The 20,328-nt window shown below is 56.5% G+C and carries 18 protein-coding genes and 1 tRNA gene; all 19 read right to left on the reverse strand.

Annotation, left to right across the window (positions count from 1 at the left end; genetic code table 11):
- The coding region (gene tuf / locus AB5Y93_RS06640) for an elongation factor Tu (RefSeq protein ID WP_202041923.1) at positions 1-1,169 on the reverse strand (1,169 nt) is incomplete at its 3' end.
- A 54-nt stretch (positions 1,170-1,223) separates the two neighbouring features.
- Complete coding sequence (gene fusA, locus AB5Y93_RS06645; protein WP_010675948.1) at positions 1,224-3,329, reverse strand: elongation factor G; 2,106 nt, start codon at positions 3,327-3,329, stop codon at positions 1,224-1,226.
- A 75-nt stretch (positions 3,330-3,404) separates the two neighbouring features.
- Complete coding sequence (gene rpsG / locus AB5Y93_RS06650; protein WP_010675949.1) at positions 3,405-3,875, reverse strand: 30S ribosomal protein S7; 471 nt, start codon at positions 3,873-3,875, stop codon at positions 3,405-3,407.
- A 93-nt stretch (positions 3,876-3,968) separates the two neighbouring features.
- Positions 3,969-4,343 (reverse strand): 30S ribosomal protein S12, encoded by a 375-nt coding sequence (rpsL, locus tag AB5Y93_RS06655; RefSeq protein WP_005306278.1) that lies wholly within the window; start codon positions 4,341-4,343, stop codon positions 3,969-3,971.
- A gap of 181 nt (positions 4,344-4,524) precedes the next feature.
- Complete coding sequence (gene tusB / locus AB5Y93_RS06660; RefSeq protein ID WP_043153905.1) at positions 4,525-4,803, reverse strand: sulfurtransferase complex subunit TusB; 279 nt, start codon at positions 4,801-4,803, stop codon at positions 4,525-4,527.
- Positions 4,804-4,810: 7 nt separating this feature from the next.
- A complete protein-coding gene (gene tusC / locus AB5Y93_RS06665) occupies positions 4,811-5,167 on the reverse strand; it encodes a sulfurtransferase complex subunit TusC (RefSeq protein WP_368229041.1) in 357 nt (118 codons plus the stop codon).
- A gap of 11 nt (positions 5,168-5,178) precedes the next feature.
- Positions 5,179-5,571 carry a sulfurtransferase complex subunit TusD gene (gene tusD, locus AB5Y93_RS06670; protein ID WP_319882521.1) on the reverse strand — a complete coding sequence of 131 codons (393 nt, stop codon included), beginning with the start codon at positions 5,569-5,571 and terminating at the stop codon, positions 5,179-5,181.
- 86 nt (positions 5,572-5,657) lie between these two features.
- Positions 5,658-6,038, reverse strand: a complete 381-nt coding sequence (locus AB5Y93_RS06675; RefSeq protein WP_010675953.1) for a RidA family protein — start codon at positions 6,036-6,038, stop codon at positions 5,658-5,660.
- 26 nt (positions 6,039-6,064) lie between these two features.
- Positions 6,065-6,781: a transcriptional regulator gene (locus tag AB5Y93_RS06680; RefSeq protein ID WP_010675954.1), complete on the reverse strand. Its 717-nt coding sequence runs from the start codon at positions 6,779-6,781 to the stop codon at positions 6,065-6,067.
- A gap of 197 nt (positions 6,782-6,978) precedes the next feature.
- Complete coding sequence (gene rpoC / locus AB5Y93_RS06685) at positions 6,979-11,283, reverse strand: DNA-directed RNA polymerase subunit beta' (protein ID WP_010675955.1); 4,305 nt, start codon at positions 11,281-11,283, stop codon at positions 6,979-6,981.
- 91 nt (positions 11,284-11,374) lie between these two features.
- Positions 11,375-15,403 carry a DNA-directed RNA polymerase subunit beta gene (gene rpoB, locus AB5Y93_RS06690; RefSeq protein WP_010675956.1) on the reverse strand — a complete coding sequence of 1,343 codons (4,029 nt, stop codon included), beginning with the start codon at positions 15,401-15,403 and terminating at the stop codon, positions 11,375-11,377.
- Positions 15,404-15,626: 223 nt separating this feature from the next.
- Entirely contained in the window at positions 15,627-15,992 is a 366-nt protein-coding gene (gene rplL, locus AB5Y93_RS06695; protein WP_010675957.1) for a 50S ribosomal protein L7/L12, read from the reverse strand.
- A gap of 51 nt (positions 15,993-16,043) precedes the next feature.
- Positions 16,044-16,544, reverse strand: a complete 501-nt coding sequence (rplJ, locus tag AB5Y93_RS06700; RefSeq protein ID WP_005339895.1) for a 50S ribosomal protein L10 — start codon at positions 16,542-16,544, stop codon at positions 16,044-16,046.
- A 256-nt stretch (positions 16,545-16,800) separates the two neighbouring features.
- Positions 16,801-17,502 carry a 50S ribosomal protein L1 gene (rplA, locus tag AB5Y93_RS06705; protein WP_010675958.1) on the reverse strand — a complete coding sequence of 234 codons (702 nt, stop codon included), beginning with the start codon at positions 17,500-17,502 and terminating at the stop codon, positions 16,801-16,803.
- A 4-nt stretch (positions 17,503-17,506) separates the two neighbouring features.
- Positions 17,507-17,935, reverse strand: a complete 429-nt coding sequence (gene rplK, locus AB5Y93_RS06710; RefSeq protein WP_005306313.1) for a 50S ribosomal protein L11 — start codon at positions 17,933-17,935, stop codon at positions 17,507-17,509.
- Between the two features lie 134 nt (positions 17,936-18,069).
- The gene (gene nusG / locus AB5Y93_RS06715; protein ID WP_010675959.1) at positions 18,070-18,621 is read right to left on the reverse strand and encodes a transcription termination/antitermination protein NusG; all 552 of its coding nucleotides are present in this window, start codon (positions 18,619-18,621) and stop codon (positions 18,070-18,072) included.
- Between the two features lie 9 nt (positions 18,622-18,630).
- The gene (gene secE, locus AB5Y93_RS06720; protein ID WP_010675960.1) at positions 18,631-19,002 is read right to left on the reverse strand and encodes a preprotein translocase subunit SecE; all 372 of its coding nucleotides are present in this window, start codon (positions 19,000-19,002) and stop codon (positions 18,631-18,633) included.
- Between the two features lie 60 nt (positions 19,003-19,062).
- Positions 19,063-19,139 (reverse strand) — tRNA-Trp (locus AB5Y93_RS06725).
- Positions 19,140-19,191: 52 nt separating this feature from the next.
- Positions 19,192-20,328 (reverse strand): elongation factor Tu (tuf, locus tag AB5Y93_RS06730; RefSeq protein ID WP_017788708.1); only part of this gene is annotated, 1,137 nt, incomplete at its 5' end.

Consider the following 20,328-nt stretch of genomic DNA (forward strand, 5'->3'; position numbering starts at 1 on the left):
GCTACAACACCAGCACCTACGGTACGGCCACCTTCACGGATGGCGAAACGCAGGCCGTCGTCCATCGCGATCGGGGCAATCAGGGTAACAACCATCTTGATGTTGTCGCCCGGCATTACCATCTCTACGCCTTCCGGCAGTTCGATGGTACCGGTCACGTCGGTAGTACGGAAGTAGAACTGCGGACGGTAGCCCTTGAAGAACGGAGTGTGACGACCACCTTCTTCCTTGGACAGCACGTACACTTCAGATTCAAACTTGGTGTGCGGCTTGATGGTGCCCGGCTTGGCCAGTACCTGACCACGCTCTACGTCTTCACGCTTCACGCCACGCAGCAGTGCGCCAACGTTCTCACCTGCACGACCTTCGTCCAGCAGTTTGCGGAACATTTCAACGCCGGTACAGGTGGTCTTGGTGGTATCTTTGATACCAACGATTTCCACTTCTTCACCAACCTTGACGATACCGCGCTCTACACGACCGGTTACTACGGTACCACGGCCAGCGATGGAGAAGACGTCTTCGATAGGCATCAGGAACGGCTGGTCAATGGCACGCTCCGGCTCCGGAATGTAGGTGTCCAGGTGGCCAGCCAGTTCCAGGATCTTCTCTTCCCACTGAGCTTCGCCTTCCAGCGCTTTCAGTGCGGAACCACGGACTACCGGCAGGTCATCACCCGGGAAGTCGTACTCGGACAGCAGTTCGCGAACTTCCATCTCGACCAGTTCCAGCAGCTCTTCGTCATCTACCATGTCGCACTTGTTCATGAACACGATGATGTACGGAACGCCTACCTGACGACCCAGCAGGATGTGCTCACGAGTCTGCGGCATCGGGCCGTCAGTCGCTGCTACTACCAGGATTGCGCCGTCCATCTGGGCAGCACCGGTGATCATGTTTTTAACGTAGTCGGCGTGACCCGGGCAATCTACGTGGGCGTAGTGGCGGGTTGCAGTGTCGTATTCTACGTGGGAGGTGTTGATGGTGATACCACGCTCACGCTCTTCCGGTGCCTTGTCGATCTGGTCGAAGGCGAAAGCTTTACCACCGAAGTGCTTGGCCAGCACGTTGGTGATGGCGGCGGTCAGGGTGGTTTTACCGTGGTCAACGTGGCCGATGGTGCCGACGTTTACGTGCGGTTTATTACGCTCAAATTTTTCTTTAGACACGACGTAGTCCTTCTAGGTTAAACCCGCCTACCGTCGTAGGCGGGGAATCTTAAATTACTTGGATTTGCGCTCTTCGATCACGGCCTGGGCGACGTTGGTCGGGGCATCGTGATACTTGGCGAATTCCATGGCGTAGGAAGCACGACCCTGGGTAGCAGAACGCAGGGAGGTGGCGTAACCGAACATTTCGGCCAGCGGCACCAGCGCACGTACGATCTTGCCGGACGGGCCATCTTCCATGCCTTCGATCAGGCCGCGACGACGGTTCAGGTCACCGATCACGTCGCCCATGTAGTCTTCCGGAGTCTCGACTTCGACCTTCATGATCGGTTCGAGCAGTACCGGGTTGGCCTTCATGAAGCCAGCCTTGAACGCCAGAGAAGCAGCGATCTTGAACGCCAGTTCGGAAGAGTCAACATCGTGGTAGGAACCGAAGTGCAGACGCACACCCAGATCCATTACCGGATAGCCTGCCAGCGGGCCGGACTTCAGCTGCTCGCGGATACCCTTGTCAACACCCGGGATGAATTCGCCCGGAATCACGCCACCCTTGATGTCGTTGACGAATTCGTAGGCTTTGCCTTCTTCCAGCGGGTACATGTCGATAACGACGTGACCGTACTGACCACGACCACCGGACTGCTTGGCATGCTTGCCTTCGATGTCCTTGACGGTGTTGCGGATGGTTTCACGGTAGGCAACCTGCGGCTTACCTACGTTGGCTTCTACCTTGAACTCGCGACGCATACGGTCAACGATGATGTCCAGGTGCAGCTCACCCATACCGGCGATGATGGTTTGGCCAGATTCTTCGTCGGTCCATACGCGGAAGGACGGATCTTCCTGAGCCAGACGGCCCAGAGCCAGGCCCATCTTCTCTTGGTCAGCCTTGGATTTCGGCTCAACGGCGATGGAGATTACCGGTTCCGGGAATTCCATACGCTCCAGGATGATCGGTGCGCTTTCGTCACACAGGGTGTCACCGGTGGTGACGTCCTTCAGGCCGATGGCAGCAGCGATGTCGCCTGCGCGAACTTCTTTGATCTCTTCACGCTTGTTGGCGTGCATCTGAACGATACGGCCGAAACGCTCGCGCTTCTCTTTAACGGAGTTCAGCACGGAGTCACCGGAGTTGACCACACCGGAGTAAACACGGAAGAAGGTCAGGTTGCCCACGAACGGGTCGGTAGCAATCTTGAATGCCAGAGCAGAGAACGGCTCGTCATCGGAAGCGTGACGCTCGTCCTTGGTCTCGCCATCCAGCTTCAGACCGTCGATAGCAGCAACGTCGGTCGGAGCCGGCAGGTACTCGACCACGGCATCCAGCATGGCCTGTACGCCCTTGTTCTTGAACGCGGAGCCACAGGTAACCAGGATGATTTCGTTGTTCAGAACACGCTGACGCAGAGCTTTCTTGATCTCTTCTTCAGTCAGTTCTTCACCACCCAGGTATTTTTCCATCAGGTCTTCAGACGCTTCAGCAGCGGCTTCAACCAGGTTCATGCGCATTTCTTGCGCCTGTTCCAGCAGCTCAGCCGGGACGTCTTCGTAGTCGAAGGATACGCCCTGGTCAGCTTCGCTCCAGTTGATGGCTTTCATCTTGACCAGGTCGATAACGCCCTTGAAGTTCTCTTCGGAACCGATGTTCAGTTGCAGAGGAACCGGGTTACCTTTCAGACGGGTCTTGATGTGCTCAACGCAGCGCAGGAAGTTGGCACCGGTACGGTCCATCTTGTTGACGAACGCGATACGGGGAACCTTGTACTTGTTAGCCTGACGCCATACGGTTTCAGACTGGGGCTGTACGCCACCTACGGCACAGTACACCATCACGGCGCCATCCAGAACACGCATGGAACGCTCTACTTCGATAGTAAAGTCAACGTGGCCCGGGGTATCGATGATGTTGATACGGTGCGGTTGGAACTGTTTACCCATACCGGACCAGAAAGCGGTGGTCGCGGCGGAGGTGATGGTGATACCACGCTCTTGTTCCTGTTCCATCCAGTCCATGGTGGCGGCGCCATCGTGAACTTCACCGATCTTGTGACTTACACCGGTGTAAAACAGAACGCGCTCGGTAGTAGTAGTCTTACCGGCGTCGATGTGAGCGGAGATACCGATATTACGATAACGCTCAATGGGGGTTGTACGAGCCATTGTCATCCTCTTACTAGGGCGCTTGTCCCCAGATAATTAAAGGTGCGCAGAGTCAGAAGACCCTGCGCAAGCGGATTACCAGCGGAAGTGAGCGAAGGCCTTGTTCGCTTCAGCCATACGGTGAACGTCTTCACGTTTCTTGACAGACGAACCCTTATTGTCAGCGGCATCCAGCAGCTCGCCAGCCAAACGCTGAGCCATTGATTTTTCACCACGTTTACGAGCGGCATCAACCAACCAGCGCATTGCCAGAGCATTGCGACGTACCGGACGAACTTCTACCGGCACCTGATAGGTTGCACCACCGACGCGACGAGATTTAACCTCGACCGCCGGACGAATGTTGTCCAGAGCGACTTCGAACAGGGCCAGGTGCTCTTTGCCAGATTTGGTGGCAATGATGTCCAGGGCGCCATATACGATGGCTTCTGCAACAGATTTCTTACCGTCAACCATTACTACGTTGACAAATTTAGCCAGCAGCTCTGATCCGAACTTGGGATCCGGCAGGATTTTACGCTGACCAACAACACGACGTCTTGGCATTTCAAATTCTCCGTAACTTCAGGGGTTACCCAAAACTAGAAAGTTATCTAACTAGAAACGAATTAACGTTTGGCCTTACTTAACGGAGAACCATTAAGCTTTCGGACGCTTCACGCCGTACTTGGAGCGAGCCTGCTTACGGTCTTTAACACCGGCACAGTCCAACGCACCACGAACGGTGTGATAACGAACACCTGGCAAGTCTTTTACACGACCGCCACGGATCAGAACAACAGAGTGCTCTTGCAGGTTGTGACCTTCACCACCGATGTAGGAGGTGACTTCGAAGCCGTTGGTCAGACGTACACGGCATACTTTACGCAGTGCAGAGTTAGGCTTCTTCGGGGTGGTGGTGTATACACGGGTGCATACGCCACGCTTCTGAGGGCACGCTTCCAGCGCCGGCACGTTGCTTTTCACAACGAGCTTGATGCGTGGCTTGCGAACCAACTGGTTAATAGTTGCCATCAAAAGGCTCCTGATAATGACTTCATAAACGTGTGAAAAATCCTCCCCGCAGATACGGGGACGCGAAATTTTATGCCCTGTTGTCTGGGGAGTCAAGATTTATACAATTTGCACACCGAAATGGCAAATGACAGTCGAATGACATTATGCTAAGCAACTGAGATAAAAAGGAAAACCAAGTCTAACCGCCCCAGGTCTGCGGTGATCCGTGCTCGGCGATCAACCTGATCAAACCCGGCATATCGAGTTCCATCCCGATCCCGGATGACAAGCCTCTCGCTTGCAGGTCTTCCTTCATGACGTACAGGGGGACGTCTGCCAAGCGCTCGCACCACCCGGGGGCAGCCGCCGCCATCACGGCATCCTGCATCAACACCACCAGATCCCCTTCCATGCGGTAGCGCAACGCCAACTCGAGATCCTGGCTCATGAAGGGAGAGTTCAATATCAGCTGTATCACGGACACCTCAGAAGCAGATGTGGGTGGTGAAACCCGCCCAGCTACGGCGAATTTCCGCAGGAGAGAGCGGAATCACTGGGATTAGCAGATCCGCCGCCGTCAGTCCTCGCTCAGCCAGTGACACCGCACAGACATAGATCTCCTCGATGTCATACAGTTCCAGCATCTTGAAGGTCGGGGCGTAGTGACGCTGCAATATGACGTGTGGTGATTGCTCCCTCACCAGTTGCATCACGCCATCCCCCACCAGAAAGAGGGCCAGGGACTCCGTCAATGCAGAGGTGGCCAGCAGGGCATCCAGCCCCTCCCGACCGCTCGCCGAGCCATGGGGACCACGCCGTGAGATAAACGCTATTCTGGTCATCTTGTCCCCCTCTAGAACTGAACGAAGCGATCAGCGGTCAGTGCGGCTTCCGCCAACTGACCTAGCCCGCTCAGGCAGAATGGCGCTTCCAGATTGAAATGCTCCCGCCCCATTCCCTTGGCCTCCTGCTCATCCAGCACGCCACGGCGCATGGCCGCTGCCACACACACATCGATGTGGATACCCTGCTGAGTGGCCAACTCGCGCCACAACGCCACCAGGTCGGTCTCATCGCTGGCTGGCGCATGGAGGCCATTGGCATTGCACACCCCCTCCTGATAGAAGAAGAGGTGGGACAAGCAGTGTCCCTGCTCGACCAGACTCAGGGCAAAACGATAGGCCGTGCTGGCCGTCTGGGTGCCATAGGCGGGCCCGGTGACCAGCAGAGCAAAATTCAGACTCATGATCGCACTCCTGCACAGCGGTGCATCCATTCTACCTCATAGACGCAAAAGCCCCTCCAGGGAGGGGCTTTTCCAATGACACAGGCTCAGACGTAAGCGATGGCTTCGACTTCGACCAGCACATCCTTGGGCAGACGAGCAACTTCCACACAGGAACGTGCCGGGGCGGACTCGCCAAAGTAGCGGGCATACACCTGGTTGAAGGCCACGAAGTTGTTCATGTCACTCAGGAAGCAGGTGGTCTTCAGCACCTTGCTGGTATCGGCCCCTGCGGCTTTCAAGACGGCAACCAGATTCTTCATCACCTGCTCTGCCTGAGCCTCGATGCCACCGGCAACGATGTCCATGGTGGCCGGATCGAGCGGGATCTGCCCGGAGGTAAAGACCAGCTCACCCAGCTTGGTAGCCTGGACATAAGGGCCAATTGCGGCAGGCGCCTTGTCGGTTGCAATCACTTCTTTAGCCATTGTTATCTATCCCCTATCTATGGCGCTTACTCGCTCTCTTCTTCACCCTGCTTGCGCTGTCGGATGTAGAGATACACGGTATGTTTGGAAATATTCAGCTTGTCGGCGACCAGGTTGATCGAGTCCTTGATATCAAATATGCCCTTCTCGAACAACTGGGTCACGATAAAACGGTTCTTGGCATTGTTGGCCACGGAGGGATCACGATTGATCTCGTCGATGGTGTTGTCCACCGTCTGAGCAACCAGCTCTTCGACGCTGTTGGCGAAGGTCTCCGGTGATTGCCGCTCCACCTGCTGTGGCGTCGGGAAGAATTCGGCCACGAACTCGTGGAAAGGCGCATTGATGTGCAGGTTGATGCAGATAAGGCCGATCACCTGCTTGTCGCGGTTACGGATGGCGATGGTGCTCGACTTCATCAAGGCACCGGTCCGACTGCGGGCAAAATAACTCTGGGTGTGATCCTGACCCGTGCTCTCGATGTCCTTGAGCATCCGCAGGGCGAGATCGGTGATCGGCGCCCCCAGAGTTCGACCCGTATTGAAACCATTCGCGATTTGGATCACGGACTCATGCAGATTTTCCAGGGAGTGGAGCACCACCTCGCAGTGCTTGCCGAACAGATCGGCCAGGCCTTCGATAAGGCCCCCATATGAACGCAACAGCTCCCTGTCTTCGTCTGTAAAAGCGCGACCGCTCAGTTGCTCTTCGGGAAGCAGTACTTCCTCGATACCGACAGCCATGTTCTACCCCTGTAATACCCATTCAACTTTCCCGAGTTTTCAGTTGCGACGGGGCAATGTCAACTTTTTTTGATTTTTTGCTCTATAACCTTGCACTGGATCATCCCCCTGCCCCAGCCCAGTGCACGCTAGGCGCCGGATGGGAAATAAAAAAAGGGCCCCTAGAAGGGGCCCTTTTCGATCACTGCTGCGGAAGATTACTCTTCGTCAAAACTGCCGGCTGCGTTGAGCAGATCCGCCAGGTTTTGCTGAGCTTCATCGGCAGTCACCTGCGGCACACCGACAGCACGAGCTGCGGCGGCACGCTGGTTGATGCGGCTGTGGTGGTAGGCAAAGCCGGTACCAGCCGGGATCAGACGACCCACGATCACGTTCTCTTTCAGGCCGCGCAGTTCATCACGCTTGCCACCAACGGCTGCTTCGGTCAGCACGCGGGTGGTCTCCTGGAAGGAAGCCGCGGAGATGAAGGACTCGGTGCTCAGAGATGCCTTGGTAATACCCATCAGGATATGACGGTAGGTAGCCGGGGTCTTCCCTTCGGCAACCAGTTTACGGTTGGCGATCTTCACACGGGCCACTTCAACCTGTTCACCTTCGATCAGGTCGGTGTCGCCAGCGCTCAGGATCTCGCACTTGCGAAGCATCTGACGCACGATGACTTCGATGTGCTTGTCGTTGATCTTAACGCCTTGCAGACGGTAAACGTCCTGCACTTCGTTGGCGATGTAGTTGGCGACCGGGCTGATACCGCGCAGACGCAGGATGTCATGAGCAGACTCGGGACCGTCCGCCAGCACTTCACCCTTCTCAACTTTTTCACCTTCGAACACGTTGAGGTGACGCCATTTCGGAATCATCTCTTCGTAGATCTCGCCACCATCGGTCGGGGTGATGACCAGACGACGTTTGCCCTTGGTCTCTTTCCCGAAGGAGATGGTACCGGAGATCTCGGCCAAGATGGCCGGCTCTTTCGGCTGACGAGCCTCGAACAGATCCGCAACGCGCGGCAGACCACCGGTGATGTCCTTGGTACCGCTGGACTCTTGGGGGATACGCGCAACCGCGTCACCCACGCCCACGTTGGCACCATCTTCCAGGTTCACGATCGCCTTGCCCGGCAGGAAGTACTGGGCGGGAACGTCGGTGCCCGGGATCATCACATCCTTGCCGTTCAGATCGACCAGTTTCACGGTCGGACGCATCTCTTTACCGGCGCTCGGACGCTCGTTGACATCCAGCACGACGATGGAAGAGAGACCGGTCAGCTCGTCGGTCTGACGAGTGATGGTCACACCGTCGATCATGTGTTCGAAGTGCAGGCGACCCGCTACTTCGGTGATGATCGGGTGGGTGTGCGGGTCCCAGTTCGCGACGGTATCACCGGCGTTCACCGCTTCGCCATCCTTCACTTCCAGCACGGAACCGTAAGGCAGCTTGTGGCTTTCCTTGGTACGGCCCATCTCGTCCATGATGGTCAGCTCGGTAGAACGGGAGGTGATAACCAGCTTGTCAGAGTTGTTCAGAACGAACTTGGCGTTCTGCAACTTGATGCTACCGGTGTTCTTCACCTGGATGCTGCTCTCGGCAGCCGCTCGGGATGCGGCACCACCGATGTGGAAGGTACGCATCGTCAGCTGGGTACCCGGTTCACCGATGGACTGAGCGGCGATAACACCGACAGCCTCACCCTTGTTAACCAGGTGACCACGGGCCAGATCACGGCCGTAGCAGTGAGCACAGTTACCGAAGTCGGTCTCACAGGTGATGGCAGAACGTACCTTCACGCGGTCGACGGAGTTGCGCTCCAGCAGGTCACACAGCTGCTCGTCGAGCAGGGTGTTGCGTGCTACCAGCACTTCATCCTCGGTACCCGGCTTGATCACGTCTTCGGCCACCACACGACCCAGCACGCGCTCACGCAGCGGCTCGACCACGTCGCCACCCTCGATCAGCGGAGTCATCCACAGACCGTCGGTAGTGCCGCAATCGTCCTCGGTGATCACCATGTCCTGGGCCACGTCAACCAGACGACGGGTCAGGTAACCGGAGTTCGCTGTCTTCAGTGCGGTATCCGCCAGACCTTTACGAGCACCGTGAGTGGAGATGAAGTACTGCAGTACGTTCAGACCTTCACGGAAGTTCGCCACGATCGGCGTTTCGATGATGGAGCCATCCGGCTTCGCCATCAGGCCACGCATACCGGCCAGCTGACGGATCTGGGCGGCGGAGCCCCGCGCACCAGAGTCGGCCATCATGAAGATGCTGTTGAAGGAGGCTTGCTCTTCCTCATCGCCCAGGGAGTTGACGTTACGCTCCTTGGAAAGGTTGTCCATCATGGCCTTGGAGACGCGATCGTTCGCGCTGGCCCAGATATCGATAACCTTGTTGTAGCGTTCGCCCGCGGTCACCAGACCGGACAGGAACTGGTCCTGAATCTCGGCGACTTCGGCTTCTGCAGCAGCGATGATGTCTTTCTTGGCATCCGGGATGACCATGTCATCGATACCAACAGAGGCACCGGACAGGGCCGCGTAGTGGAAACCGGTATACATCAGCTGGTCAGCGAAGATGACGGTATCCTTCAGGCCCTGCTTGCGATAGCAGGTGTTCAGCAGACGGGAGATGAGCTTTTTGCCCAGCGCCTTGTTGGAGACGCACTTGATCCAGTTCTGCGGGTTGGCGTCCAGGTCAGCCTGCTCTGCAGCAGTCAGTACCTTGGGCTCGTCGATCAGAGCGTATTCCATGCCTTTGGGCAGGATCAGGCTCAGGATCGCACGACCAACGGTGGTGTTCTTCATCTCGGTCTTGGCAACCAGCTCACCGGCTTCGTTCTTCACGTACTCGGTGATGCGGCACTTGACGCGAGCATGCAGGTCGGCCAGACCGGCACGGTAGACCTTCTCGGCCTCTTTCGGGCCGGACAGCACCATACCTTCGCCCTTGGCGTTGATACGGGCACGGGTCATGTAGTACAGACCCAAGACCACGTCCTGGGAAGGAACGATGATCGGCTCACCGGAGGCAGGCGACAGGATGTTGTTGGTGGACATCATCAGGGCGCGCGCTTCCAGCTGGGCTTCCAGGGTCAGCGGTACGTGGACCGCCATCTGGTCACCGTCGAAGTCCGCGTTATAGGCGGCACAAACGAGCGGGTGCAGCTGGATGGCCTTCCCTTCGATCAGGGTCGGTTCAAACGCCTGGATACCCAGACGGTGCAGGGTCGGTGCACGGTTCAGCAGAACCGGGTGTTCGCGGATCACTTCGTCCAGGATGTCCCAGACGACGGCTTCTTCGCGCTCAACCATCTTCTTGGCGGCCTTGATGGTGGTCGCCAGACCGCGGGATTCCAGCTTGCCGTAGATGAAGGGCTTGAACAGCTCAAGTGCCATCTTCTTCGGCAGACCGCACTGATGCAGACGCAGGGTCGGACCTACGGTGATAACGGAACGACCAGAGTAGTCGACACGCTTACCCAGCAGGTTCTGACGGAAACGACCTTGCTTACCCTTGATCATGTCGGCCAGGGATTTCAGCGGGCGCTTGTTGGAACCGGTGATGGCACGACCACGACGGCCGTTGTCCAGCAGGGCATCCACGGACTCTTGCAGCATGCGCTTTTCGTTGCGCACGATGATGTCCGGCGCAGCCAGGTCCAGCAGACGCTTCAAGCGGTTGTTACGGTTGATCACGCGACGGTACAGATCGTTCAGATCGGAGGTCGCGAAACGGCCGCCGTCCAGCGGTACCAGCGGACGCAGGTCCGGCGGCAGCACGGGCAGCACTGTCATGATCATCCACTCCGGCTTGTTGCCGGATTGCAGGAAGGCTTCCATCAGCTTCAGACGCTTGGTGGTCTTCTTGCGCTTGGTCTCGGAGTTGGTCTGATCCAGCTCCTCACGCATGGCTTTGACTTCGCCTTCCAGATCGATGGCGCGCAGCAGGGCCAGAATGGCCTCGGCACCCATCTTGGCGTCGAATTCGTCGCCCCACTCTTCCAGTGCGTCCAGATAGTTCTCTTCGGACAGCATCTGGCTGCGCTCGAGGTTGGTCATGCCGGGTTCGATCACTACATAGGATTCGAAATACAGCACGCGCTCGATGTCACGCAGGGTCATGTCCAGCAGCAGACCGATACGGGACGGCAGGGACTTCAGGAACCAGATGTGGGCAGTCGGGCTGGCCAACTCGATGTGGCCCATGCGCTCACGACGGACCTTGGTCTGGGTCACTTCTACACCGCACTTCTCGCAGATCACACCACGGTGTTTCAGGCGCTTGTACTTGCCGCACAGACACTCGTAGTCCTTCACCGGTCCGAAGATACGGGCGCAGAACAGACCATCACGCTCCGGCTTGAAAGTCCGGTAGTTGATGGTCTCAGGCTTTTTGACCTCACCGAATGACCAGGAGCGGATCATGTCAGGAGAGGCCAGACCGATCTTGATACTGTCAAACTCTTCGGTCTTGGTCTGAGCCTTCAAAAACTTGAGTAAGTCTTTCACGTGTTTCCCCTGTCAGGAGTCTAACCTCGGCGCCCCGGCTGCCGAAACAGCGGGGCGCCCACGTCAATTCTCGAACAATAAGAGCGAGCTCTTACTCTTCGTCCAGCTCGATGTTGATACCCAGAGAGCGGATTTCCTTCAGCAATACGTTGAAGGATTCGGGCATGCCCGGCTCCATACGGTGGTCGCCATCCACGATGTTCTTGTACATCTTGGTACGGCCGTTCACATCGTCAGACTTGACGGTCAGCATTTCCTGCAGGGTATATGCCGCACCGTAAGCCTCCAGGGCCCACACTTCCATCTCACCGAACCGCTGACCACCGAACTGCGCCTTACCACCCAGCGGCTGCTGGGTAACCAGGCTGTAGGAACCGGTAGAACGCGCGTGCATCTTGTCGTCTACCAGGTGGTTCAGCTTCAGCATGTACATGTAACCCACGGTGACCTTGCGCTCGAAGGCGTTACCGGTACGACCGTCGAACAGGGAGATCTGACCGGATTCCGGCAGATCGGCCAGCTTCAGCAAGGCTTTGATTTCGCGCTCTTTGGCTCCATCAAAGACAGGTGTAGCCACCGGCAGACCCTTACGCAGGTTACCCACCAGGGTACGCACGTCGTCGTCAGACAGCTCGGCAATGTTCACTTGCTGGGAGTCCTTCTCGCCCAGGTCATAGACCTGTTGCAGGAACTCGCGCATCTCGTGCAGCTCGCGCTGCTCTTTGATCATGCGGTCGATCTTCTCGCCGATGCCCTTGGCCGCGAGGCCCAGGTGCACTTCGAGGATCTGACCGATGTTCATACGAGACGGTACACCCAGCGGGTTCAGTACGATGTCGACCGGACGGCCGTACTCGTCATGGGGCATATCCTCGACCGGACAGATCTTGGAGATAACACCCTTGTTACCGTGACGGCCCGCCATCTTGTCACCCGGCTGGATGCGACGCTTGACGGCCAGATAGACCTTGACGATCTTCAGTACGCCCGGCGCCAGGTCATCGCCCTGGATGATCTTGCGACGCTTGTTCTCGAATTTCTTGTCGAACTCGGCCTTCAGCTCAACGTGCTGTTCAGCGATCTGCTCCAGCTCGATTTGCTTGGCTTCATCTTCGATGGCCAGCTCAAACCACTTGGAACGATCGAGCTTGTTCAGACGATCTTCGCTGTAACCGGCGGCCAGCAGCAGGTTGCGGGAGCGGCCGAAAATGCCGTCTTCCAGGATCTTGAACTCTTCGGTCAAGTCCTTCTTCGCTTCCTTCAACTGCATCTCTTCGATTTCTTTGGCGCGCTTGTCTTTTTCCACGCCATCGCGGGTAAAGACTTGCACGTCAACTACGGTACCGTACACACCGTTCGGCACACGCAGGGAGGAGTCCTTCACATCGGAGGCCTTCTCACCGAAGATGGCGCGCAGCAGCTTCTCTTCCGGGGTCAGCTGGGTTTCACCCTTGGGTGTTACCTTGCCGACCAGGATGTCGCCGCCCTTCACTTCGGCACCCACGTAGACGATACCGGACTCGTCCAGCTTTGACAGAGCGGCTTCACCCACGTTCGGGATGTCGGCAGTGATCTCTTCCGGACCCAGCTTGGTGTCACGGGAGATACAGGCCAGTTCCTGGATGTGGATGGTGGTCAGGCGATCTTCCTGTACCACGCGCTCGTTCACCAGGATCGAGTCTTCGAAGTTGTAGCCGTTCCACGGCATGAACGCGACGCGCAGGTTCTGACCCAGCGCCAGTTCACCGAGATCGGTGGACGGGCCGTCAGCCAGCACGTCGCCCGCCATCACCGGCTCGCCCAACATCACGCACGGACGCTGGTTGATACAGGTGTTCTGGTTGGAACGGGTGTATTTGGTCAGGCTGTAGATGTCGATGCCGGCTTCGCCAGGCAGCAGCTCATCTTCATTGACCTTGATAACGATACGGGAGGCATCGACATAGTCGATCATGCCGCCACGCTTGGCCACTACGGTCACACCGGAGTCAACGGCCACTGCGCGTTCCATACCGGTACCTACCAGCGGCTTGTCAGCGCGCAGGGTCGGTACAGCCTGACGTTGCATGTTTGAACCCATCAATGCGCGGTTCGCGTCATCGTGTTCCAGGAACGGGATCAGGGCCGCTGCCACAGAGACGATCTGCTGCGGACTCACGTCCATGTACTGGATCTGGTCGGCGTTCATAAAGGTGGATTCACCTTTGTGACGGCACGGGATCAATTCATCTTTCAGACGGCCATCTTCGGTGGTCGCGGCGTTGGCCTGTGCGATCACGTACTTGCCTTCTTCAATCGCAGACAGGTAATCCACTTCGTCGGTGATCACACCGTCGATCACCTTGCGGTACGGGGTCTCGAGGAAACCGTACTCGTTGGTGCGGGAATACACGGACAGCGAGTTGATCAGACCGATGTTCGGACCTTCCGGCGTTTCGATGGGGCACAAACGACCGTAGTGGGTCGGGTGTACGTCTCGAACTTCGAAGCCGGCACGCTCACGGGTCAGACCGCCCGGGCCCAGCGCGGAGATACGGCGCTTGTGGGTCACTTCGGACAGCGGGTTGTTCTGGTCCATGAACTGGGACAGCTGGCTGGAACCAAAGAACTCTTTGACCGCGGCAGAGATCGGCTTGGCGTTGATCAGATCCTGCGGCATCAAGGTGTCCAGATCGCCCAGAGACAGGCGCTCCTTCACCGCACGCTCGACACGGACCAGACCGACACGGAACTGGTTCTCGGCCATTTCACCGACGGAACGAATACGACGGTTACCAAGGTGGTCGATATCGTCCACTTCGTCGTTACCGTTACGGATGTCGATCAGGCGCTTCATGACCTCGACGATATCGTCCTTGGTCAGCACGCCAACGCCAGTCTCGTCTTCACGACCCAAACGGCGGTTGAACTTCATCCGACCTACGGTAGACAGGTCGTAACGCTCGGAAGAGAAGAACAGGTTCTCGAACAGCTGCTCGGCCGCTTCACGAGTGGGCGGCTCGCCCGGACGCATCATGCGATAGATCTCGACCAGGGCTTCCAGGCGGCTGGAGCTGGAGTCGATACGCAGGGTCTCGGACATGTAGGCACCGTGATCCAGTTCGTTGGTGAACAGAACCTCGAAGTGCTTGAAGCCGGCTTGGGACAGGTTGGCAACCGCTTCCAGGCTCAGCGCCTGGTTGGCAGTGACAACCATCTCACCAGTCTGCGGGTGCGCGTAATTCTTGGCAGCAACTTTGCCAACAACATACTCTACCGGCACCTCGATCTGGGTGATGCCGTCTTTTTCCAGCTGACGGATGTGACGTGCAGTGACACGACGACCGGTTTCAACCACCACGGCGCCATTGGCAATGATGTCGAAGGTCGCGGTCTCGCCACGCAGGCGCTCGGGCACCAGATCCATCATCAACTTGCCATCCTTGACTTCGAAACCGATGGTCTCGAAGAAGGTGGCCAGGATTTCTTCGGAACTGAAGTCCAGGGCGCGCAGAATAATGGAGGCTGGCAGTTTACGACGACGGTCGATACGGACAAACAGGTTGTCTTTCGCATCGAACTCGAAGTCCAGCCAGGAGCCACGGTAGGGGATAACGCGAGCGTTATAAAGCACCTTACCGGATGAATGTGTTTTGCCTTTATCGTGGTCGAAGAAGACGCCCGGGCTGCGGTGCAGCTGGGAGACGATGACCCGCTCGGTACCATTGATGACAAAGGTGCCGTTTTCGGTCATGAGCGGAATTTCGCCCATGTAAACTTCTTGTTCCTTGATGTCTTTGACGGTGCCGGCAGCTGCTTCACGGTCGTACAGAACCATACGAAGCTTGACACGCAGCGGCGCGGAGTAGGTCACTCCACGGATCTGGCATTCTTTTACGTCAAATACCGGCTCACCCAGGCGATAGCTGACATACTGAAGCTCAGCACTACCGGAGTAACTGGTGATCGGGAAAACGCTACGGAAGGCGGCTTCTAGGCCGTACTCACCTTCCGGGTCAGCCTCGATGAACTGCTTGAAGGAGTCCAGCTGAATGGACAACAGATAAGGCGTGTCCAGTACCTGGTCTCGCTTACCGAAGTCCTTACGTATGCGTTTTTTTTCGGTATAAGAGTAAACCATAGGGTTCCTCAGCTCGCTGATAAGTGACCCACTCTGTCCCCACGGGACAGCTCTGTCTCAACACCGTTTTGTGTTGGCCCGGACGATGAGGCGGTCCGGATTGCTGGTGCACCGAGAGTCGTGAACGGTGTGAAATACTCTCAGTCTACAGCGCAAAAAGGCTGGTGAATAAAGATTCACCAGCCTTAGCCTGTTTTATCAGGCTAATCTACATAAATGCAGATTATTTGATCTCAACAGAAGCACCGGCAGCTTCCAGCTCTTTCTTCAGAGCTTCAGCTTCGTCCTTGGACACGGCTTCTTTCAGATTGGTCGGAGCAGCTTCTACCAGGTCCTTGGCTTCTTTCAGGCCCAGACCGGTAGCGCCACGAACGGCCTTGATGACGGCAACTTTGTTGGCGCCAGCAGCAGTCAGAACTACGTCGAACTCGGTCTTCTCTTCTACTGCTTCAGCAGCAGCCGGGCCGGCCATGACGGCAGCAGCGGCAGAAACACCGAACTTCTCTTCCATAGCTTCGATCAGCTCAACAACTTCCATTACAGACATGGAAGCAACGGCTTCGATGATTTGGTCTTTAGTGATAGACATGACAAAAATTCCTGATGTTGAATAAACTCAAACAGCCTAGATAGGCGAGAATCAAGCAGCAGCTTGTTTCTGGTCGCGAACAGCAGCGATAGTACGAACCAGCTTGCCAGCAGAGGCTTCCTTCATGGTAGCCATCAACTTCGCAATTGCTTCTTCGTAAGTCGGCAGCGTGGCCAGACGATCAATTTGTGCTGCGGCGATAAACTCACCGTTAAAAGCGCCAGCCTTGATTTCGAACTTTTGGTTCGCTTTGGCAAACTCTTTGAACAGACGAGCGGCAGCGCCCGGGTGTTCGTTAGAGAAAGCAATCAAGGTAGGACCGGTAAATGCGTCGTTCAGGCACTCGTATTCGGTACCTTCTACCGCGCGACGCAGCAGGGTGTTACGCACAACGCGCATGTACACACCAGCTTCACGAGCGGTCTTACGCAGGACGGTCATCTTGTCTACAGTGACGCCGCGAGAATCGGCTACAACTGCAGACAGAGCGCCTTTGGCAGCTTCGTTGACTTCAGCAACAATTGCCTTTTTGTCTTCGAGTCCCAATGCCATTGGCTTAACTCCTGGATTGAATCCGGGTCTGTTGACCCAGTACTGACACATCCCCCCTACCTTTACAACAGAGGGGAACGATGCGGTAGCAGGATTCCAGAAGAGAAAGAATCTTTCTCGCTGGGTTTCCGGCACCGTCTACGCAGGAAAAATTAAGGCTTTGCGGCCTCCTGCGGTCTTGGACGGAGGTCGAAACCCCCAACCAATCAAGGCGCAAAATTATAGATTAAATTTTGCGCCTTGTAAAACCCATCAATTAGGCCTGAGCTTCCAGGGAAGCTTGGTCTACGGCAACACCGGCACCCATGGTGGTGGAGATGCTGACTTTCTTGATGAATACACCCTTGGCGGAGGACGGCTTGGCCTTCTTCAAGGCAACCAGCAGCGCTTCCAGGTTTTCTTTCAGCTGAACTTCGTTGAAAGAGACCTTGCCCAGAGTGGTATGAATGATACCGTTCTTATCGTTACGGTAACGAACCTGACCAGCCTTGGCGTTCTTGACGGCTTCGGCTACGTTCGGAGTGACGGTACCCACTTTCGGGTTCGGCATCAGACCGCGCGGGCCCAGGATTTGACCCAGTTGACCAACAACACGCATGGCATCCGGGGATGCGATGACGACGTCGAAGTTCATCTCGCCTTTCTTGACCAGCTCGGCCAGGTCGTCCATACCAACCAGTTCAGCACCGGCAGCCTTGGCGGCTTCGGCATTGGCACCCTGGGTGAACACGGCGACACGGATGTCACGACCGGTACCGTGCGGCAGTACAGTTGCACCACGTACGTTCTGGTCGGATTTACGAGCATCGATACCCAGGTTAACGGCAACGTCAACGCTTTCAACGAACTTGGCGGTAGCCAGTTCTTTCAGCAGGGCAATGGCTTCGTTGATGGAGTACTCTTTGGTACCGTCAACTTTTTCGCGAATAACGCGCATACGCTTGGACAGTTTAGCCATTGTCTTACTCCTCCACTACCAGGCCCATGGAACGAGCGGAACCGGCGATGCAACGTACTTTTGCATCCAGATCGGCACCAGTCATATCCGGCTCTTTGGTCTTGGCGATTTCTTGCAGCTGAGCCACAGTCACCTTACCAACCTTGTCTTTGTTCGGCTTGGCGGAACCAGACTGGATACCAGCGGCTTTCTTCAGCAGGAAGGAAGCGGGCGGAGTCTTGGTTTCGAAGGTGAAGGAACGGTCGCTGTAAACGGTGATCACGACCGGAGTCGGAGAACCTTTTTCCAGCTTTTCTGTACGGGCGTTGAATGCCTTACAGAATTCCATGATGTTCACACCGTGCTGACCCAGAGCAGGACCAACGGGAGGGCTGGGGTTAGCACTGCCAGCCTTAACTTGCAGCTTGATATAAGCTGTGACTTTCTTAGCCATTACAAAAATACCTCAAAAATGGGTTCTAACGCCTCGGAGACATGCTCCTGCAAACGGCTCCCCAACAAATAAAGGGGCAGCGAATTATAGAGATAATCGCTGCCCCTGACAACCGTTAAACGTACAGAGATTAATCAGCCTTTTTCGACCTGACCAAAATCCAGTTCTACCGGCGTTGAGCGGCCGAAGATCAGTACGGAGACCTTCACGCGGCTCTTTTCGTAGTCCACCTCTTCAACGGTACCGTTGAAGTCGGCGAACGGACCATCGGCAACCCGGACCATCTCACCCGGTTCAAACAGGGTTTTCGGACGCGGCTTGTCGTGGGCATCTTGCAGACGATTGAGGATGGCATCCGCTTCCTTATCGGAGATAGGAGCAGGGCGATCGGAGGTACCGCCGATGAAACCCATTACACGTGGTACATTGCGTACCAGGTGCCATGTGGTTTCATCCATCACCATCTGGACCAGGACGTATCCCGGGAAAAATTTGCGCTCACTCTTGCGCTTCTGGCCAGCACGCATCTCGACCACTTCTTCGGTCGGGACCAGCACTTCACCAAACAGCTCTTCCATGCCATGCATCTTGATATGTTCACGCAGGGATTTGGCAACACGGCCTTCGTAGCCGGAAAATGCCTGCACGACATACCATCTCATACGCTGTTCACGTTGTTCAGTCATGGCTTATCCTTACACACCGGTAATCAGGTTGACCAACCAGACCAAGGCGCCGTCCAACACGAACAGCAGCAGCCCCATCACGGCAGTCACCGCCAGCACAATCAGGGTTGTCTGAATGGCTTCCTGACGGGTCGGCCATACGACCTTGCGGACTTCCAGGCGAGACTCACGGGCAAACGCCAGTGTTGCCTTGCCCTTGGTGGTTTGCAGGGCCACTGCACCGGCAGCAGCGATGACAACGACCACACCCAGGGCGCGGACGGCAGCAATAACGTCGCTCAGCAGGTAATTGCCCACTACAGCGGCCGCCAGGATGATGAAAACCAGGCCCCAAAGCAGGGTATCCTTGCTTCCGCCCTGACCCTCAGAACTAACACTCATACAACCCACCTGTATCTGACGTAACCAAAGACACAAAAGCCCCGTACGAGACGAGGTATATGGCAGGGGCGGCAGGACTCGAACCCGCAACCATCGGTTTTGGAGACCGCTGTTCTACCAATTCGAACTACGCCCCTGCATAAGAAAGCCCCTATTATAGGGGCTTTGCTTTATTTATGTAAGCCAAGATTAAGCGATAACTTTGGCTACAACACCAGCACCTACGGTACGGCCACCTTCACGGATGGCGAAACGCAGGCCGTCGTCCATCGCGATCGGGGCAATCAGGGTAACAACCATCTTGATGTTGTCGCCCGGCATTACCATCTCTACGCCTTCCGGCAGTTCGATGGTACCGGTCACGTCGGTAGTACGGAAGTAGAACTGCGGACGGTAGCCCTTGAAGAACGGAGTGTGACGACCACCTTCTTCCTTGGACAGCACGTACACTTCAGATTCAAACTTGGTGTGCGGCTTGATGGTGCCCGGCTTGGCCAGTACCTGACCACGCTCTACGTCTTCACGCTTCACGCCACGCAGCAGTGCGCCAACGTTCTCACCTGCACGACCTTCGTCCAGCAGTTTGCGGAACATTTCAACGCCGGTACAGGTGGTCTTGGTGGTATCTTTGATACCAACGATTTCCACTTCTTCACCAACCTTGACGATACCGCGCTCTACACGACCGGTTACTACGGTACCACGGCCAGCGATGGAGAAGACGTCTTCGATAGGCATCAGGAACGGCTGGTCAATGGCACGCTCCGGCTCCGGAATGTAGGTGTCCAGGTGGCCAGCCAGTTCCAGGATCTTCTCTTCCCACTGAGCTTCGCCTTCCAGCGCTTTCAGTGCGGAACCACGGACTACCGGCAGGTCATCACCCGGGAAGTCGTACTCGGACAGCAGTTCGCGAACTTCCATCTCGACCAGTTCCAGCAGCTCTTCGTCATCTACCATGTCGCACTTGTTCATGAACACGATGATGTACGGAACGCCTACCTGACGACCCAGCAGGATGTGCTCACGAGTCTGCGGCATCGGGCCGTCAGTCGCTGCTACTACCAGGATTGCGCCGTCCATCTGGGCAGCACCGGTGATCATGTTTTTAACGTAGTCGGCGTGACCCGGGCAATCTACGTGGGCGTAGTGGCGGGTTGCAGTGTCGTATTCTACGTGGGAGGTGTTGATGGTGATACCACGCTCACGCTCTTCCGGTGCCTTGTCGATCTGGTCGAAGGCGAAAGCTTTACCACCGAAGTGCTTGGCCAGCACGTTGGTGATGGCGGCGGTCAGGGTGGTTTTACCGTGGTCAACGTGGCCGATGGT

The organism is Aeromonas sp. R10-1, from assembly GCF_040908465.1.
GTDB lineage: Bacteria > Pseudomonadota > Gammaproteobacteria > Enterobacterales > Aeromonadaceae > Aeromonas > Aeromonas caviae.

What these genes read in the sequence shown, in the direction of transcription:
- rplK (WP_005306313.1), bottom strand. Translation starts at nt 17,935, where the DNA reads ATGGCTAAGAAAGTCACAGCTTATATCAAGCTGCAAGTTAAGGCTGGC.
- rplJ (WP_005339895.1), bottom strand. Translation starts at nt 16,544, where the DNA reads ATGGCATTGGGACTCGAAGACAAAAAGGCAATTGTTGCTGAAGTCAAC.
- AB5Y93_RS06675 (WP_010675953.1), bottom strand. Translation starts at nt 6,038, where the DNA reads ATGGCTAAAGAAGTGATTGCAACCGACAAGGCGCCTGCCGCAATTGGC.
- rpsG (WP_010675949.1), bottom strand. Translation starts at nt 3,875, where the DNA reads ATGCCAAGACGTCGTGTTGTTGGTCAGCGTAAAATCCTGCCGGATCCC.
- tusD (WP_319882521.1), bottom strand. Translation starts at nt 5,571, where the DNA reads ATGAGTCTGAATTTTGCTCTGCTGGTCACCGGGCCCGCCTATGGCACC.
- rplA (WP_010675958.1), bottom strand. Translation starts at nt 17,502, where the DNA reads ATGGCTAAACTGTCCAAGCGTATGCGCGTTATTCGCGAAAAAGTTGAC.
- secE (WP_010675960.1), bottom strand. Translation starts at nt 19,002, where the DNA reads ATGAGTGTTAGTTCTGAGGGTCAGGGCGGAAGCAAGGATACCCTGCTT.
- fusA (WP_010675948.1), bottom strand. Translation starts at nt 3,329, where the DNA reads ATGGCTCGTACAACCCCCATTGAGCGTTATCGTAATATCGGTATCTCC.
- nusG (WP_010675959.1), bottom strand. Translation starts at nt 18,621, where the DNA reads ATGACTGAACAACGTGAACAGCGTATGAGATGGTATGTCGTGCAGGCA.
- rpsL (WP_005306278.1), bottom strand. Translation starts at nt 4,343, where the DNA reads ATGGCAACTATTAACCAGTTGGTTCGCAAGCCACGCATCAAGCTCGTT.
- rplL (WP_010675957.1), bottom strand. Translation starts at nt 15,992, where the DNA reads ATGTCTATCACTAAAGACCAAATCATCGAAGCCGTTGCTTCCATGTCT.
- tusC (WP_368229041.1), bottom strand. Translation starts at nt 5,167, where the DNA reads ATGACCAGAATAGCGTTTATCTCACGGCGTGGTCCCCATGGCTCGGCG.
- AB5Y93_RS06680 (WP_010675954.1), bottom strand. Translation starts at nt 6,781, where the DNA reads ATGGCTGTCGGTATCGAGGAAGTACTGCTTCCCGAAGAGCAACTGAGC.
- rpoB (WP_010675956.1), bottom strand. Translation starts at nt 15,403, where the DNA reads ATGGTTTACTCTTATACCGAAAAAAAACGCATACGTAAGGACTTCGGT.